Origin of the sequence: Lysinibacillus sphaericus, assembly GCF_001629735.1 — a bacterium.
GTDB lineage: Bacteria > Bacillota > Bacilli > Bacillales_A > Planococcaceae > Lysinibacillus > Lysinibacillus pinottii.
This window is the reverse complement of record NZ_CP015224.1, coordinates 2,936,672-2,952,202: the sequence shown is the minus strand read 5'-3', so window position 1 is coordinate 2,952,202 and position 15,531 is coordinate 2,936,672. Positions and strand designations below refer to the sequence as shown.

The following is a 15,531-nucleotide window of genomic DNA, read 5'->3' as shown; positions in this document are numbered from 1 at the left end:
GTATTCCTCTTTCAACGACTTACCCCATATAAACACTTTCACAAGTATCTGGTGCTGGTTCATAGAAGCAATGATTTTTAAATTGCCCTGTAAACGGTTGGCCGTACCATGTTGGGGGACATGGGGCATACGGATTGAAGTACCAAAGGGCGTATTTGGCTGGGTGCTGACGCCAGAAGTCTAAGTTCTGTTTGGCTAATCTTTTTTCCGTTTCTCTGGCACGTTGGTAAAACATATTGCCTTTTTGAACGGCTTCAAATGAATAATTTCCTCCTTGCACTTGATAAATCACTTGCTCGATAGTTCTAACATCGTTAAAGTCTAAGCAAGATGCAACAGCGCGATTGACAATCACATTGCCTACGTATAACATACCTTGCTGTCCTTCACCTTCAGCCTCTGCTCGCATCATCCTTGCCATTAATGCAACGTCTGCATCACGGTATTTTACTCTTGGCATTTTTACCACCTCCACCATATAGTATGAAAATGATCGAGGCTAATTTCACGTTATCCTGAAAATTAGCCGTTTTCTATATACGAGGAAAGAAAAAAACGCCATTCGAGCTGCAAAATAAATGAGCAGGATGGCGTGTTTATATTAAAAATTCCTTTTGAAATAGGGGGTTTTTTTCAGAACGACACATACTGGAATAGCGATAATTAGGCCAACCATGTTTTGAATAACATCACCAGGAATGGATGCTAACGGTGCAATCCAGCTATTGAACATAATCGCTTGCCCGATATAATAGACGGCAATCATTACGGGCATGGATACAACAGCCCCTAAAATGTTTAAACCAATATGGTCGCCTTTATATCCTTTTGACCAAGCAATTTTACCAACGATAAAGCCTTGTAATGCGCGTGAAATAATAGTAGTGGGTGCCCAAATTAACCAGCCCCCTACGATATCGAACAAGCCCATTCCGATGGCTCCTGCAAGTGCTCCCTTTTTTGGACCAAATAAAATGGCTGAGATAAACAGCATGGATGTCCCTAAGTGAATCAGCCCACCTTGACCAAAAGGTAATTTTAGATTAATAAACATGGTTGCAACGAAAACAAGTGCCGCTAAAATGGCTGTAATGACTAAATCAAATGTTTTCGTACGTGGTCTTGTATAGGATGATCTTTGTATATTTTGCATCTTTATCTTCCTCACTATGATGAATATTTTGATGATTTTTACTTTAGCAAAGGACTGACTGTTGTAAAAGTGTCAATTTTATAAAAAAGTTAGAGGTCAGTTGATGGATATTTTCGCATTTTACGAATTGTGATACGATGAGGTGAGTATAAACAGGATGAGTTAGGTGGAATGTATGATGAAAAAAGTGGCTGTAATTCAGGATATGTCATCCTTTGGGAAGTGCTCGTTAACGGCTGCAATGCCTGTATTATCTGTGATGGGTATGCAGGCGGTGCCATTGCCAACTGCGATTTTAACGGCGCAAACAGGATACTCGAGCTTTTATTGTGAGGATTTAACCTCAAGGATGGACTACTTTATGGATGAGTGGAGCAAACTTGGGGCGAGCTTTGATGGCATTCATACGGGCTTTGTTACAGGGAAAGAGCAAATCGATAATATTTTTCGTTTTTTAGGCGTGTTTCACTCAACAGATACAACCTTGCTAGTTGATCCTGTAATGGGGGATCACGGTGAGGTATATAAAATGTTTACGGGCGACTTACTGGAGCGAATGAAGGAGCTAGTAAAGTGTGCCGACATTATTACGCCAAATGTGACGGAATGTTGCTTGCTCACAGGTTTGTCGTTTGAGAGGATGCAAAGCTATCAGCATGAAATAGATTATATTCAGGTCCTAGAAGAAGCGGGTCAGCAGCTCCAACAGGCCACTGGTGCAAAAGTCATTATAACTGGCTTGAATCCACCAACAGCTGCGGGCAAGCGTTATGTGGGCAATATGTTTGTCGATGCGGAGCGGTCTTTCCATAGTATTCGTGACTATAATGGTGAAAGCTACTCAGGCACGGGTGATCTATTTGCGTCTGTTATTATGGGCGGCATGATGCGTGGGCAGGATTTAGTGGAATCCATGAAGCTAGCAGAGACGTTTTTAGCAGCTGCTATTGAAGCGACTTCCAAGGAGCAAGTACCTCGCGAGGCAGGCGTTCATTTTGAACAATTTTTACGGATGTTACTTTAGAAAAAAGTTTTTAACGTTTTAAAAACGTTGTTAGCAATCAATAGAAATGGGAGGGGAAGACATATGGAAATTAGGTTATTAACAGCACAAGATGCTACATCCTATCGAACATTAAGATTAGAGGGATTACAAACAAATCCTGAGGCATTTGGTTCAAGCTTTGAAGAGGAAAAAGATATGGGGCTTGAGTTGTTTGCAAGTAGACTGGAAGCGCAAGGTTCTTTTACCTTCGGAGCATTTGATCAGAATGAGTTGTGTGGGGTTGCCACATTAGTGCAGGAAAGCAAAATGAAGCTAAAGCATAAGGCAAGCATTTTTGCTGTTTATGTGTCTCCCAAAAAGCGAGGGCATGGCTTAGGTAAACGTTTGATGCAGGAAATAATCAAGCAAGGAAAGCAATTAGCCGATGTAGAGCAGATTAACTTAACCGTAGTATCTTCTAATGAATCGGCAAAAGGACTGTACACATCATTAGGCTTTCTAATGTTCGGGACAGAGAAGAGAGCTTTAAAAATAGACCACCAATGCTTTGATGAAGATTATATGGTTCTATATGTAAAGCCTTTGAAGTAAATCCAAACTTCAAAGGCATTTATGCAAAATTCAAAAAAACAATACAATGAATAAAGTAATGACCGCAATAAAAAGAGCTAATAAAGTGCTAACCATACTTACTTTCTTTTTCAGTAACCATAAGCTTAGCGCAACAATAATGATTGATAATGGGAGTATCAGCCAAAATACAAGATTGCCCAAGTATTCAATTTGAATGGGGAATGAATCATAAAAGTAATTATAAGTGATGCCTAGCATGAAAAAAATGGTTATGGCTATATCGGCTGATACCATTGTATTGTGAGTAATCATAATCCCCTCCCATCTCAGAAATATTTATTTTTACATATATTGTATGCATAGACAGAGCGAAATCACACGGCAGCATTCATTAACAGGATGCTGCCGTATTTTTTTTACTATTCCTCATGTTTATTTAAACTTCTTATGATGACAGCTTCTAAATTTTCCATTTTCTTTTCAAATCGCATAAAGAGATAGATGGTGATGGCCATTGGAAATCCTGAATTACCAATTAAGTTCATCCACATTTGAATATTTTCGGGTGTTAACATGACATCTTCCTCCTTCACCAATGTTGTGTCTTACATATGTAAAAGTGGTTTTAAGTTAAATAAAAACAATATTAATTTGATTTTTAAGAACATTTGTTCTTATTTTGGTTTATAATAGATAGATGATAGTCACTTTATTTAGCAAGAAGGCGGATAGATAGGAGTGATGATGATGAAAAACGAGAACTATAAAATCGAGAATTTTTTTGGCAGGAATATGGAACAGATAAAAAATCCAATTATCAAAAGCTTTTTGGCTAATGCTAAAAACCTTTATTTGGTTGAAAAAGCAATCTTATATCCAACTGATTGTAATATGAAATTGGTTGATGAAACATTTCAATTACACTATATAAATGTTCAAAAAATAAAATATGTCAGTAATTTAATTTATTTCTATAGCTTGGATTTTGATAAAAAAAGGAGAAGATTACACGACCGTTTCTTATTAATTGTAGACGATGGTCTATTTGAGACTGGGATGGTGAGAAAGGACGAAATCATTCAAGAAGGGTTATTAGACGCTGTTGAAAACGAAGAATTATTTCAATCTTTGAAAAGCTTAACGGATAAGCAGCTTCAAATTTTAGAAATGATTTATGCTCATGATTATTCGATAAAAGCTGTTGCTGAAACATTACAAACAACACCCCAAAATATATCGAATCTTCATCGAAAGGCATTAAAAAAACTACAACAAAAGCTTCGTAAAGAGGAGGGGTAAGGGATGGAAAGGGAAAATAGCTATCACGAGGAGTCACTTCAATTCATCGAGAATTTTTCACCTAAAATTAAACAATGTCTCCATCAGACAAGCTATCAGGAAAGAGAAGATTTGGAGCAGGAGATTAAATTAAAAATTATTGAAAAACTTGCGACAAAGGAATTTATCAATACCCCTAGCTTTTGGGATTTCTTCACCTAAGCCAAAAAAAGAGCAATTATCCTTGTTTGTGGACAATTGCTCTCTTTTCATTAACCTTTTAAGAAATCTGGTTTAGCAAAGCTTGGGTTTGGATAGGTATAGAAGCCCTCACCTGTTGCACGACCGAGCTTACCTTTTTCGATGTACTCTGTTTTCAGTAGGTTGGCAAGCTTTTTCATGTTTTCATCACCAGTAGCCGTTGCTTTTGCTTCAACAATGTTATAGGCAGTGTTGATACCAACGATGTCTAAGATGGCGAATGGACCAAGAGGCGCGCCTGTACCAATCATCCATGTTTTATCAATCGTTTCCGGGTCTGCCACTTCTTTTACTAATAAAGATTCGGCGGCATCTAAAAATGGTACGAGCAATGAGTTTAAAATATAGCCAGGTTGCTCCTTATATAATGGTAGTGGAACCATGCCGATTGCACGTGCAAATGCAACAACCTCATCGAATACTTTCATATCTGTGCCTGGGTGTTTCATAATTTCAGCTGTGTTGTTTTTCCAAATAGTATTGGCAAAATGTAGAGCTAAAAATTTCTCAGGACGGCCTGTTGCTTCTGCAAATTGGCTAGGTAATAAAGTAGATGAGTTAGTCGCAAAAATTGTTTTGGCAGGTGCTACTTTGCCAAGGTTCGTATAAAATTCTGTTTTAATTTGGACAACTTCAGGGATTGCTTCAATTACAAGATCAGCATCAGCAACAGCTTGTGCTAAGTCGCTTTTAAATGTTAGTCGAGCATAGGCAGCATCTACTTCTTCTTGTGTAGCTCCTAAGTCTTGTTGATAAAGTGGTTTCAATTTTGTAATACGATCCTGTGCATTTTTCAACGCCTCGTCGTTAATATCGTAAATGGTTACTTGAAAACCTTTAAAAGCAGATTGATAAGCAATTTGACTTCCTAAGACACCGCTACCTGCGACCGTAATATTTTGATAATTCATCGAAATTCCTCCTTTAAAATTGTTACATTAATATAATAGTGTGGATATGTAAAAAATCCTTCGATACTATTAAATACTACTTCTTTAGGTAATATAAAATCAAATGATAGCCTCTATTATTATAATGATATAAAGTTTATGGTCTTGCTCCTTTACAAGTATGTACCCAATATCGACTAAACATAACTGTAGAAATAAAAAAGACAGCAACTAAGCTGTCCATGTCTTAACAATAATCCACTGTGGTAAACATCCCGCCAACATCAGGAGCGCCGTTATTGGTAACGTGGTGAGGCATATGACAATGGAGAGGCCAAATGCCTGGGTTATTGGCCAGAAATTCTATATCCCACGTTTCACCAGATGCCACAAGAATAGTGTTTTTTGCGATTTGGGTATGACGAGCAATTGGAAAACCATCTGCGCCAACAACATGAAATTGATGGCCATGCAAATGGATGGGATGGTGATGCATTTGGATATTGCCAAAACGAATTTTTACTGTATCACCGAAATTTACAGATAAGGATTTGGTGAAGGGATAGCACTTCCCGTTCATCGTAAAAAAATTAAATTCTGGCTTCTTAAAATTTAAAGGATACGTGCCCTTCGTAAGAGCCCCCCAGGGTAATTGATCAACTGCCCATTCCTGTAATAAACATAAATAATCTTTGTGCTGTGAAAGGTTCTGTTTGCTTGGATCTTCAACAATAAACCCTCCTAATAGGCCAGCATTATCTTGCACAGCTACATTTACATGAGAGTGATACATATACGTCCCTGGTGGATTTTTTATCGTAAAGTGATAATCAAAATAATGCCCCGGTTCAATAAAAGGGGATGGTTCAATAGGTGGTACACCATCCATAGCATTTGGCACCATTAAGCCATGCCAATGTACACTTGTTTTTTCGGGCAACCGATTAATTACACGAATACAAACACGATCCCCTGGAAAAACGCGGATGGTCGGACCGGGTGTAGAACCATTGTAGCCCCATACCTGAATGAATATCCCATTTACTAGCTCCCATGTTATTTCCTCTGCAGTCAAGGTGAACAGCTTTGTTCCATCTACTTGAATTCTATAAGGTAAATCTGAAATACCAGGGGTAATAACCATTTAGCACCCTCCTGAAGGTTAATCTTCACTATTGTATGTCAATGGTGATTCAATGTAGGACTAGTTACTTTATACCTATTTTTTCATATTTATTACATTAGTAGCATATATAAGGGGAATGATGTTTTGTAAATGACTAGCCTATGCATACATAACATAAAAACTTATCTTATTTCTTCAATGGTCTTTGCTGTGAGTGAAAATAGAGGTAGTCCTATTATAATAGGACGAAAATAGGTCTTTTTATATAATTATTGTAGAATTTACATATTTTTATAGAAATACAAACTATTGATTTAGTACACTGAATTTATAGATCAAAGGAGGAAATAGTAATGATGAAAATAATGTTAGCCGGAGCACTAAGCATTGTATGTTTTACAGGAGGATTGGGTGGACAAGCGTATGCACAGGAAGCGGTAGATGTTGCAAATTTGATTCATCAAAAGCAAACAGTAGCAGCTGCTGATCAATTACAAGCCATGTCCTATCAAGATATCTATAAAATATTACTACTATCTAAGGTAGGCTATGAAAATAATGAGGTTACAATCGTTACAACAAATACAAATATAACCGTGAAAATTTCACTAGAGGCGATTCTTCAATCCTATAAAGATGGTACAAATCTTTATCCGGAAGGCGAAAAAGATTTTACGGAAAACTATGAAGAAATTAAGAAATTATTCGGTAACGCTATCCAAATTCGAATTACGCAAACTGGAAATGGCTTTAAGAGTGAAATCTTTACGGCAAATAAATGGGAAGCTATAAGTGCGGCAGATTTAAATAGTATGTTAGTAGTATTTGCTCGTGCAGATGTGGAATTAAAACCAGGTGGGTACTTCAAGGATGCAATTGGACATTGGGCAGAGAGCTATATTCAATTGCTCTATCAAGCAGATATTATAAATGGCTCATCTGCCACAACATTTAATCCAAATGGACAAGTTACTCGTGGAGAACTGGCAGCTATTATTTTCAGAGCATCAGGTTTAGATGTAAATGAAGATTATGAAGGACCAGCTACTTATACGGACCTTAACGGCTTTTGGGGTGCGAAGGAAGTAGCCATTTTAGAAGAGTATGGCTTAATTGATATTTTCGATGGTAGTAAGTTCGAGCCCAAAAAACCTGTTACACGTGAGGAAATGGCATACGTGACAGCGAGATATTTAGAAGCTATGGAAGTGGATCTTTCTAAAGTAAGCAAGGCCAATACATTTACAGATAAAAATCAAATGCGCAAGGAAACAGTAGAGTCTATTGGTTTATTGCAGCAATTAGGGATTTTAAATGGTACGAATGGTAAGTTTAATCCGAAAGGAAATCTTACTCGTGCAGAGGTTTCAAAAATTCTTACACTCACACTAATGGAATTAAGTGACGAGGAATAACAATAAAAAGCAATCCACCTTATGATTGTGGATTACTTGAATTCATGGCAAAGGTCGTCGAAAAGCTTACTCTCGATGGCCTTTGTCATTTTTTCTCGCAGCTCATGGCAAAGCAAGTAGGAATAAACGGTTTTACTTTAATTTCATAGTCTATTCGACCAGTGTATGGAAGATATAGCTTAGGAGATAGCCTAAAATGAGATACATAAAAAATGATCTGAACGAGACATACCTTAGTTGATGCAAAATGAATTCAGAGATGCTGGCTGTGGCAATCAACCCTATAGATATGCCCATTAAGATACCCTGTGCCTTTTCGGGTAATGCCCAATATTGCCCAAACCAGATGAAAATACTGAAAAAGACAGAGAAGATAAAGAAATAAATAAAAAGTCTCCATAGCCTCTCGCCCTGAGAAATGAGTGCGGTTGATAGGGCAAAACCTTCAGGAACATGGTGAAGAATAATGGAGGCTGTGAGAGAAATACTTAGTGCTGCATTACCAAGTAAATTGCCAACAGTAAGACTAATGGGTATGGTATGAATAATCATGGCAAGGGTTAGTAGGGAGACAGAGGGATTTTGCGCATGAGAAGCATGGAATAAAGTATCTAACAGTTGAAAAATGAAATAGCCAATAAAAATACCGAGTATAATTCCAAATGATTGATAGATTTGAAAGGAAGAAGGAATGATATCTAGAACGAGTAGGCCTACTAGAAAACCACCACATAATAATGACAGCCCTTGTGTTGTATGTTGAAATAGCTTAGAGAAAATCCAGGCAATTGCGCCACCAAAGCTCACACTGAAAAATAGAAATCCACCAAGTATCATTGCACTCACCTGTAAAATCCCCCGCCTCATCATAAACTTAAAGTCGTTTTTTCAAATATATGCTAAGTAAAGTTGAATATGCTTGTAGCAAACTTTCTTGAAATGGGATGTCAGCTTTATGTAGGAAAATGGCGAACCTATTAAATTGACTGAAAATTAGTTTAATTCTATACTTCTTTAAGAGGGAGATTATATTCATCGATTTAGCTCATAGGGGAGGAATGGTTGAATGAAGTGGGATGCAAGTTTTGATGTAGTTGTAGTAGGGTCTGGAGCAGCGGGATTGACAGCAGGTTTATCAGCAAAATTACAAGGATTGAAATCATTAGTCATTGAAAAAACAGATCGTTATGGTGGTGCTTCTGCAATTTCTGGTGGTGCCTTATGGATTCCCAATAATCATGTTATTAAAGGTGAAGGTGTCCCAGATACACATGAACTTGCACGCCAATATTTAGATGCCACAATAGGTGATCGTGTACCCGAAGCGTTAAAGGAAGCTTATATCACGAAAGGGCCAGAAATGTTGCGTTTTTTATACAATAAAACGAACCATATGCGCTTCCAATATGCCAAAGGCTATTCCGATTATTATCCTGAAAAATTGGGTGGTTTGTCGCAGGGACGCTCCATTGAACCACTTATTTTCGATTTAACAAAAATGGGCTCACTAGCTGATCATATGCGTCGAGCAACTCTATCGACCAAAGGCTTTACGATGAATAGTTACGAGTTTCATAAGGTCAATATGATTACGCGAACGTTCAAAGGGAAAACAACAGCATTGAGATTAGGAATACGTTTAGTGAAATCTAAGGTGACAAAGAGCGAGCCAGTAGCGCTAGGTGAAGCATTAGTGGCTCGTCTACGATTATCACTTGCCGAAGCAAATGGAGAGCTTTGGTTATCAACGGCTTTTAAAAATTTCATAATGGATAATGAAAGAGTAGTTGGCGTGATAATTGAACGTGATGGACAAGAGCAGCGGATAGAGGCAAAAAGAGGTGTTGTCTTGTCGTCGGGTGGCTTTTCACATCATCAGGCATTGAGGGAAAAGTATTTACCAGCTCCTACTAATGCTGCTTGGACATCTTCACCTGTGGGGCAAACAGGGGATATCATTGAACCTAGTGTGACAATTGGAGCTACTCTCGATTTAATGGATAAGGTATGGGGAGCACCTTCTGTTATTGATCCACAAGGACAGCCATTCTTCCTTGTGGCTGATAGGGGTGTACCTAATATGGTGGTTGTAGATAGTGCAGGACAACGCTATGTCAATGAAGCAGCACCTTATCATGAGTTTGTAGATACAATGTACAAACATCAAGAGGAGACGAAGCAGGCTGTACCTTCCTGGATACTTATTGATGCTGCTGCTAAAAGCCGTTATATTTTTACAGGACTGTTTCCTGGACAAGCGTTTACGAAAAGCTGGTATGACCATGGAATCGTGAAAAGTGCCGAAACGATTGAGGATCTTGCGAGGCAAATGGATGTGCCGAAAGAAAACTTAGTCGAGACGGTCAATCGTTTTAACATCTTTGCACACAATGGTCATGATGATGACTTTAATCGAGGCGATAGTGCTTATGATAATTACTACGGGGACCCGACATTACCTAACCCTAATTTAGCAGAGTTAAAGAAAGCTCCATTTTATGCTTTGCGTCTCTATCCTGGAGATATTGGTACAAAGGGTGGAGTAGTAGTGGATGAATTTGCTCGTGTTGTGAAAAAGGATGGCCAACCAATAGAAGGATTGTATGCATCAGGTAATTGCTCAGCGTCTATTATGGGGGAAACCTATCCAGGACCAGGTGCAACGATTGGACCTGGTATGACACTTAGCTATATAGCAACTACACATATGGCTAATGCCGTCACTAAAATAGAGGAACCACTTATAAAGGTATAGTGTGTGCGAAACCCTTCCTATTCATTTGAATAGGGAGGGTTTCACGTTGGTGGACTGTTCTAATACTTTCTTGCTAGGAATATAGTGGCTACTAAATATGTGGTGAGGATAACGAAAAGGGAGCGATTCAGTGCGGTGCTAGACTATAAAATAATCACTTCAATGGACATGTTAGAGCCCTATCGAAGTACTTGGTCAGGTATACTCGAACAAGAAAAAAATAATAATCCTTTTATTGAATACGAATGGGTTACGACATGGTGGGCAACGCTTGGTATACATGACAATGTAGAAATATTTATAGTCGAACATCAAGGGACCGCTGTGGCATTTTTTCCGTTAGTTCATACTGTCGGTTTTGGTAAAATTCATTACTTTGGTTTTTTAGGACAAGGGTATGCGACTTATATGGAAGTGATAGCAGAGAAGCAATGGATGGAGCGGGCCATTCATTATATATTGAAGGTGTTCACGCAAAAATATAAGCGTTATTTGCTCGTGTTTCAGGGGCTCATTGAAAGTAAAGATACTTCTCAACAACTTGAGAAATATGCGATAGAATACCAGATGCCTTATTCTATATTTCGAACTGTAACGTCATTTATAGATTTTCAATCAATGACAGTTGATGACTTTTTAAAAAAGCATCGCAAGACATTTAAAAGCATTAAGCGTTATGAGAAGAAATTAAAATTATTTGGACGCCTTGACTTTCAGGACGTTGGCGTCAATCATTTTCATAAAATGTTTACGCTTTTTATGCGAAGATGGCGCAAGAAGCTGGACAAAAGTCGATTTACCGAAGCACAGACTCGATTGTTTTATGAACGCTTGGCTGATGTCTCTAATGAAGCCTTTAGAGTCGAGGTTGACAGTTTGCAATTTGAAGGGCATTGGATTAGCTTTACTATTGATTTATGCTGTAGAGATCGTAATTTTTGTCAGGCTATGGGCCATGAGCCTGATTTCAATAGGTTTGGCCCTGGCAGTTTAATAGAAAAGGAAAACATGCTCAAAGCACATGATTCAGGCTTTCGTTATTATGATTTTGGTAGTGGCTATGAGCCCTATAAGTTTCAATGGTATACCGATATTGATTTTACACGAAAATTTATTATGAGTACGAAAGGCACTACTGAGCGCTTTATTCGATCATGGATGGTATTACGAGATCGGGTAAAAGGAAAATTAACAAACAATCACCAGCTTGTGAAATTGAAGCGGGACAGGTTAGGGGAATTGTTGTATTTTTTAAAGCATGCTCGAACAAGAGAATGGTTACGATTAATGAAAGGGGTCCTTCAACGAATCGTAGCTATTCATAGGATAGACATCTATATCGCGGAGCAAAAATACGATCAAGGTTATATGCCCTTTGAAGAGCTACATATGAAGGATATTATGACACTGAATGAGCGGCCTGCTTATATCGCGCATTTTTATAAGGGAAATCGTTTTTTTGGTGATGGAGATCAAATTGTTTATAGGAGGCACGATCATATAGCGTACGAAGAAGTGAGCGGCTATACGTACGAGCTATCTGCCAATATGTCTTTCATCAGAGAATACGACACCCAGCTACTAAAGGAAATTGTTGTAGAAGTGCAGCGTGAAGGGCGATCCGTCTGTACAATCGCTCCGTGGTATGAGGGGCGAAGACGACGAAAGCTGAAGCAGGCGGGTTTTCATAAAGTGAGCCAAATTACCTTAGTTAGGTTGTTCAAATGGCGAAAAGAATTTCATGCTAAACAGTAAACCCTCAGTGTTTTCAACTGAGGGTTTACTGTTTAGTAGAGAATTAGATTAAAAATGGATACCAGGTTTATCGATTAGCTTACAACCTGTCCCGTATTTTGCTTTTAAGGCACCTTTGAATTGAGTTTGCTCTACCTCAGGGAATGTTTGTTTCCAAAGTTCAAAGACATTATGACTGGAAGCCTTTCCGTCCTTTGTAAGTCGTGCAATATGGAAGCCATATTCGTCATTACAACGAGCTAATGGACGATTTTCACGTACAGTAATAATGCGACCACTTACTGTCATTTTATATAGGTCTTCATAGCCTGCAATAGCACGGCTTTCTTCGGTTTCATCAACGACTGCTACTTCTGCTACTTCTGCTGCTACAGCTTTCTCTTCTAACGTTGCTTCGTTTTCAGATGTTTGCGTTTCAGCAACGTTATTTTGAGTTGGAAGCTGTTCTACAATGACAAAATCCTTATTGGATGCTTTGTCACTCATCGTTGCCATAACATTCATAATAGAACCAACATAACGTAATGGCTTCTCTTTTCCTTCCTCAAAAACAAAAATATTATAATCGGTTTTATTCATCTTTTTCATAATAATATTACCTGTTGTAATAGTAAAACCGATAAACTTGTTCTTTTTAAGTGCCTGTATTGCTTCTTGCTTTGTTAAAATCATTTTAAAATCTCCTAATGAATTATTTATTCTATTCTACCATAAAATTTATCACATTGTTTTTTGTAAAATTATAGTTAGTTTTTATGTAGTAAAGTAAAATACTCCTATTTTAGAACTTAACGCTTATTTCGAGCATACCGTTAAAATGTGGTAGAGTTAGAGACAGCAGTATCATAAAATGGTGGCGTTACGTATCTCTTATCATAATTGGCGTTGAATGCTCGTCTTCTCGGGAGAACGAGCATTTTTCTGTCATACGTACGTAAAGGAGGATTTAAAATGGTTCAGCATAAATTTACAATGGACTTAACTTGGTCGGATGGAAGAAATGGTACTGGAACTATCAACGCTAGCAACCTGAAAACGCAAATTTCTATTCCTCAGGAGATGGATGGACCTGGCATTGGTACAAATCCGGATGAAATGTTATTAGGGGCTTCAGCGACTTGTTATTTAATTACATTAGCGGCTCTTCTTGAAAGATCGGAGGTGGCTGTACATGATTTATCTCTGCAGTCTGAAGGGTATGTCAGTGTAGTAAATGGTGTGTTTACCTATGAAAAAATTATTCATAAGCCTAAAATAGTTATCTTAAATTTAACAGAGCATCTTGAAACAAAAATTACTCGCTTCGCACAAAAAGCGGAACAAACATGTATGATTAGCAAAGCATTAAAGGGTAATGTGGAAATCGAATGTGATGCCCAAATTTTAGGAGCGCGCATATAATAAGAAAAATCGAGTTATTCAGCATGTGCCGCTGGTATAACTCTTTTTTTCATCTAGACTCACTTTTCTTAAAATAGTTCTATAAATGTTCAAAATGAATATATAGTGTTAAGTAGTAAAAAAATGCAAAGGATGGTGAAGTGCACGTTTCGACAACTAAGAATCTCACATTCTATGGTCAGTATGGCAAAAGAATATTTGATATTACCGGGGCATTATTATTACTTTTTATGACAATCCCTCTAATGCTAGCTGTATTCCTCATTTTACTCTTCACAACAGGTCGCCCCATTTTTTTTAAACAAATACGAACTGGCCTGGATCATCACCGCTTTGTTATTTGGAAGCTACGCACAATGTGTATACAGGCAGTTCCAATCAATATGCCAGCTATATGTACGAATGGTATTCCAGATGACTATTTTTTTAAAGTAGAGCAGGATACACGGATTACCAAAGTAGGGGCTATCCTGCGAAAGCTAAGTATTGATGAAATTCCACAGCTGTTAAATGTATTAAAAGGAGAAATGAGCATTGTGGGGCCTCGTCCGGAGGTTCCGACCATTACAAATGCCTATAACAATTTACAGGCCAGAAGACTAGAGGTAAAACCAGGTTTAACAGGTCTTGCCCAGATTAACGGCCGTTCTAATATTTCCCATGGACAAAAAATTTCATATGACATTGAATATGTTGATCATTACTCCTTTTGGATGGATGTCCAAATTGTTTTGAAAACCCTTTATGTAGTCCTAGCAAGAACGGGTGCCTATTAAATTACGGGGAGTGGCCATACTGAAAATTGTTCAGCTTATTACACGAATGGATAAAATCGGTGGAGCACAAAAGCATGTGGAGGCATTAGCCATCCAACTCAAGCAAGATGGGCATGAAGTAACTGTCGTGACTGGCTCCTACCAGCCATCCCTTTGGCGCTTACAAGAGGAAAAAATTACGGTTATCCGTATTCCCGCTATGCAACGTGCAATTCATCTAGCAAAGGATTTCCGCACATTTTGGCAATTAAGAGCCGTTATCAAACGTTTACACCCTGATGTGGTAGCCACACATTCATCTAAGGCTGGTGTGATAGGTCGTATAGTGGGTAGTTTACTGCACATCCCAACAGTTTTTACTGCACATAGTTGGAGCTTTACAGAAGGTGTTCCTCAAAGGAAACAGATGCTTTACTATCGAATGGAAAAATCGGTTCAGCGATTCTCCACAAAAATTATAACGGTATCTGATTATGATCGGGAGCTAGCACTCATGAAAAAAGTTGCTCCAGCTCATAAACTGCTTACTATTCATAATGGTATTGCTCCAATAGACAGTAATCCTTCAACAGAAAAGACTTATACGGAGCAGCCAGTCATTGTGATGGTTGCTCGTTTTGAAGTGCCAAAAAGACAAGATCTATTGCTGGAGGCTTTAGCAGAACTGACGGATGTTCCGTGGCAACTTCAATTGGTTGGAGATGGTTCTCTACGACCTGCCCTAGAAGAGTTTGTTGCACAGCATAATTTAACAGATCGCATAATATTTTTAGGTGATCAATTAGATGTACACACCTATTTGGAGAAAAGTCATGTATTTGTTTTGTTGTCAGATTGGGAGGGCCTGCCAATCTCTATTATTGAAGCCATGCGTATAGGCCTCCCTATTGTTGCAACAAATGTGGGTGGTGTTAAAGAGTTAGTTGTGGATCATGGCAATGGTTTTTTAGTAGAGCGAGAGGATAAAGAATTATTGAAGCAGAGGCTTCGTCATTTATTATTGGATGCTACCTTAAGCCAAAAAATGGGCAATGCGAGTGAACGACGCTATTTACAGTATTTTACGTTTACCCCTATGTATCAAAAAACGTTAATGGTCTATCAACAAGCTGTTTCAGAATTCGGAAAGAAAGGAGATTAAC

At 38.2% G+C, this 15,531-nt stretch carries 18 protein-coding genes; 10 read left to right on the top strand and 8 right to left on the bottom strand.

The features are described from left to right. Positions 1-19: 19 nt before the first annotated feature. On the bottom strand, positions 20-460 hold the full coding sequence (locus A2J09_RS14530) for a cell wall hydrolase (protein ID WP_025116607.1): 441 nt from the start codon (positions 458-460) through the stop codon (positions 20-22). A 141-nt stretch (positions 461-601) separates the two neighbouring features. After that, positions 602-1,153, bottom strand: coding sequence for an ECF transporter S component (locus A2J09_RS14525; protein WP_012292287.1), 552 nt, complete (start codon positions 1,151-1,153; stop codon positions 602-604). Positions 1,154-1,328: 175 nt separating this feature from the next. Between A2J09_RS14525 and A2J09_RS14520 the strand changes: the two genes are divergently transcribed. Both A2J09_RS14520 and A2J09_RS14515 read left to right on the top strand, forming a co-directional pair. Continuing rightward, positions 1,329-2,177 (top strand): pyridoxamine kinase, encoded by an 849-nt coding sequence (locus A2J09_RS14520; protein ID WP_012292288.1) that lies wholly within the window; start codon positions 1,329-1,331, stop codon positions 2,175-2,177. Positions 2,178-2,240: 63 nt separating this feature from the next. Further along, entirely contained in the window at positions 2,241-2,750 is a 510-nt protein-coding gene (locus A2J09_RS14515; RefSeq protein WP_012292289.1) for a GNAT family N-acetyltransferase, read from the top strand. 30 nt (positions 2,751-2,780) lie between these two features. On the opposite strand, the gene A2J09_RS14510 is transcribed toward A2J09_RS14515, so the two are convergent. Next, positions 2,781-3,044, bottom strand: coding sequence for a hypothetical protein (locus A2J09_RS14510; RefSeq protein ID WP_012292290.1), 264 nt, complete (start codon positions 3,042-3,044; stop codon positions 2,781-2,783). A 107-nt stretch (positions 3,045-3,151) separates the two neighbouring features. Further along, positions 3,152-3,307, bottom strand: a complete 156-nt coding sequence (locus A2J09_RS23125; protein WP_080695160.1) for a YvrJ family protein — start codon at positions 3,305-3,307, stop codon at positions 3,152-3,154. Between the two features lie 172 nt (positions 3,308-3,479). Here A2J09_RS23125 and A2J09_RS14505 point away from each other — a divergent pair, with 172 nt between their 5' ends. Together A2J09_RS14505 and A2J09_RS14500 are read left to right on the top strand one after the other, a co-directional pair. Then, complete coding sequence (locus A2J09_RS14505) at positions 3,480-4,031, top strand: sigma-70 family RNA polymerase sigma factor (protein WP_036160539.1); 552 nt, start codon at positions 3,480-3,482, stop codon at positions 4,029-4,031. Between the two features lie 3 nt (positions 4,032-4,034). Continuing rightward, positions 4,035-4,232 (top strand): hypothetical protein, encoded by a 198-nt coding sequence (locus A2J09_RS14500; RefSeq protein WP_012292293.1) that lies wholly within the window; start codon positions 4,035-4,037, stop codon positions 4,230-4,232. A 50-nt stretch (positions 4,233-4,282) separates the two neighbouring features. On the opposite strand, the gene A2J09_RS14495 is transcribed toward A2J09_RS14500, so the two are convergent. Together A2J09_RS14495 and A2J09_RS14490 are read right to left on the bottom strand one after the other, a co-directional pair. Beyond that, positions 4,283-5,182 carry a 3-hydroxyacyl-CoA dehydrogenase gene (locus tag A2J09_RS14495; protein WP_012292294.1) on the bottom strand — a complete coding sequence of 300 codons (900 nt, stop codon included), beginning with the start codon at positions 5,180-5,182 and terminating at the stop codon, positions 4,283-4,285. A 226-nt stretch (positions 5,183-5,408) separates the two neighbouring features. Further along, entirely contained in the window at positions 5,409-6,305 is an 897-nt protein-coding gene (locus A2J09_RS14490) for a copper oxidase (protein WP_012292295.1), read from the bottom strand. A gap of 335 nt (positions 6,306-6,640) precedes the next feature. On the opposite strand from A2J09_RS14490, the gene A2J09_RS14485 reads away from it, so the two are divergent. Beyond that, positions 6,641-7,702: an S-layer homology domain-containing protein gene (locus tag A2J09_RS14485; protein ID WP_012292296.1), complete on the top strand. Its 1,062-nt coding sequence runs from the start codon at positions 6,641-6,643 to the stop codon at positions 7,700-7,702. A gap of 150 nt (positions 7,703-7,852) precedes the next feature. Here the strand turns inward: A2J09_RS14485 and A2J09_RS14480 are convergent, their stop codons facing one another. Beyond that, the gene (locus A2J09_RS14480) at positions 7,853-8,539 is read right to left on the bottom strand and encodes a ZIP family metal transporter (RefSeq protein ID WP_227256897.1); all 687 of its coding nucleotides are present in this window, start codon (positions 8,537-8,539) and stop codon (positions 7,853-7,855) included. 229 nt (positions 8,540-8,768) lie between these two features. Between A2J09_RS14480 and A2J09_RS14475 the strand changes: the two genes are divergently transcribed. Together A2J09_RS14475 and A2J09_RS14470 are read left to right on the top strand one after the other, a co-directional pair. Beyond that, entirely contained in the window at positions 8,769-10,457 is a 1,689-nt protein-coding gene (locus A2J09_RS14475; protein ID WP_012292298.1) for an FAD-dependent oxidoreductase, read from the top strand. A gap of 135 nt (positions 10,458-10,592) precedes the next feature. Beyond that, a complete protein-coding gene (locus A2J09_RS14470) occupies positions 10,593-12,212 on the top strand; it encodes a GNAT family N-acetyltransferase (RefSeq protein ID WP_036162526.1) in 1,620 nt (539 codons plus the stop codon). A 48-nt stretch (positions 12,213-12,260) separates the two neighbouring features. Here the strand turns inward: A2J09_RS14470 and A2J09_RS14465 are convergent, their stop codons facing one another. Then, complete coding sequence (locus tag A2J09_RS14465; protein WP_012292300.1) at positions 12,261-12,884, bottom strand: hypothetical protein; 624 nt, start codon at positions 12,882-12,884, stop codon at positions 12,261-12,263. A gap of 279 nt (positions 12,885-13,163) precedes the next feature. On the opposite strand from A2J09_RS14465, the gene A2J09_RS14460 reads away from it, so the two are divergent. From A2J09_RS14460 to A2J09_RS14450, 3 genes are all read left to right on the top strand, one after another. After that, positions 13,164-13,613, top strand: coding sequence for an SACOL1771 family peroxiredoxin (locus A2J09_RS14460; protein WP_012292301.1), 450 nt, complete (start codon positions 13,164-13,166; stop codon positions 13,611-13,613). 140 nt (positions 13,614-13,753) lie between these two features. Beyond that, on the top strand, positions 13,754-14,389 hold the full coding sequence (locus A2J09_RS14455) for a sugar transferase (protein WP_012292302.1): 636 nt from the start codon (positions 13,754-13,756) through the stop codon (positions 14,387-14,389). A 10-nt stretch (positions 14,390-14,399) separates the two neighbouring features. After that, positions 14,400-15,530: a glycosyltransferase family 4 protein gene (locus tag A2J09_RS14450; RefSeq protein ID WP_012292303.1), complete on the top strand. Its 1,131-nt coding sequence runs from the start codon at positions 14,400-14,402 to the stop codon at positions 15,528-15,530. The last annotated feature ends 1 nt before the right edge of the window (position 15,531 follow it).

Excerpts from the sequence above, each read along its gene's own strand:
- A2J09_RS14500 (WP_012292293.1), top strand. The coding sequence starts at position 4,035 with ATGGAAAGGGAAAATAGCTATCACGAGGAGTCACTTCAATTCATCGAG.
- A2J09_RS14520 (WP_012292288.1), top strand. The coding sequence starts at position 1,329 with ATGATGAAAAAAGTGGCTGTAATTCAGGATATGTCATCCTTTGGGAAG.
- A2J09_RS14490 (WP_012292295.1), bottom strand. The coding sequence starts at position 6,305 with ATGGTTATTACCCCTGGTATTTCAGATTTACCTTATAGAATTCAAGTA.
- A2J09_RS14505 (WP_036160539.1), top strand. The coding sequence starts at position 3,480 with ATGAAAAACGAGAACTATAAAATCGAGAATTTTTTTGGCAGGAATATG.
- A2J09_RS14480 (WP_227256897.1), bottom strand. The coding sequence starts at position 8,539 with ATGATACTTGGTGGATTTCTATTTTTCAGTGTGAGCTTTGGTGGCGCA.
- A2J09_RS14465 (WP_012292300.1), bottom strand. The coding sequence starts at position 12,884 with ATGATTTTAACAAAGCAAGAAGCAATACAGGCACTTAAAAAGAACAAG.
- A2J09_RS23125 (WP_080695160.1), bottom strand. The coding sequence starts at position 3,307 with ATGTTAACACCCGAAAATATTCAAATGTGGATGAACTTAATTGGTAAT.
- A2J09_RS14515 (WP_012292289.1), top strand. The coding sequence starts at position 2,241 with ATGGAAATTAGGTTATTAACAGCACAAGATGCTACATCCTATCGAACA.
- A2J09_RS14510 (WP_012292290.1), bottom strand. The coding sequence starts at position 3,044 with ATGATTACTCACAATACAATGGTATCAGCCGATATAGCCATAACCATT.
- A2J09_RS14495 (WP_012292294.1), bottom strand. The coding sequence starts at position 5,182 with ATGAATTATCAAAATATTACGGTCGCAGGTAGCGGTGTCTTAGGAAGT.
- A2J09_RS14475 (WP_012292298.1), top strand. The coding sequence starts at position 8,769 with ATGAAGTGGGATGCAAGTTTTGATGTAGTTGTAGTAGGGTCTGGAGCA.
- A2J09_RS14485 (WP_012292296.1), top strand. The coding sequence starts at position 6,641 with ATGATGAAAATAATGTTAGCCGGAGCACTAAGCATTGTATGTTTTACA.
- A2J09_RS14525 (WP_012292287.1), bottom strand. The coding sequence starts at position 1,153 with ATGCAAAATATACAAAGATCATCCTATACAAGACCACGTACGAAAACA.
- A2J09_RS14460 (WP_012292301.1), top strand. The coding sequence starts at position 13,164 with ATGGTTCAGCATAAATTTACAATGGACTTAACTTGGTCGGATGGAAGA.
- A2J09_RS14530 (WP_025116607.1), bottom strand. The coding sequence starts at position 460 with ATGCCAAGAGTAAAATACCGTGATGCAGACGTTGCATTAATGGCAAGG.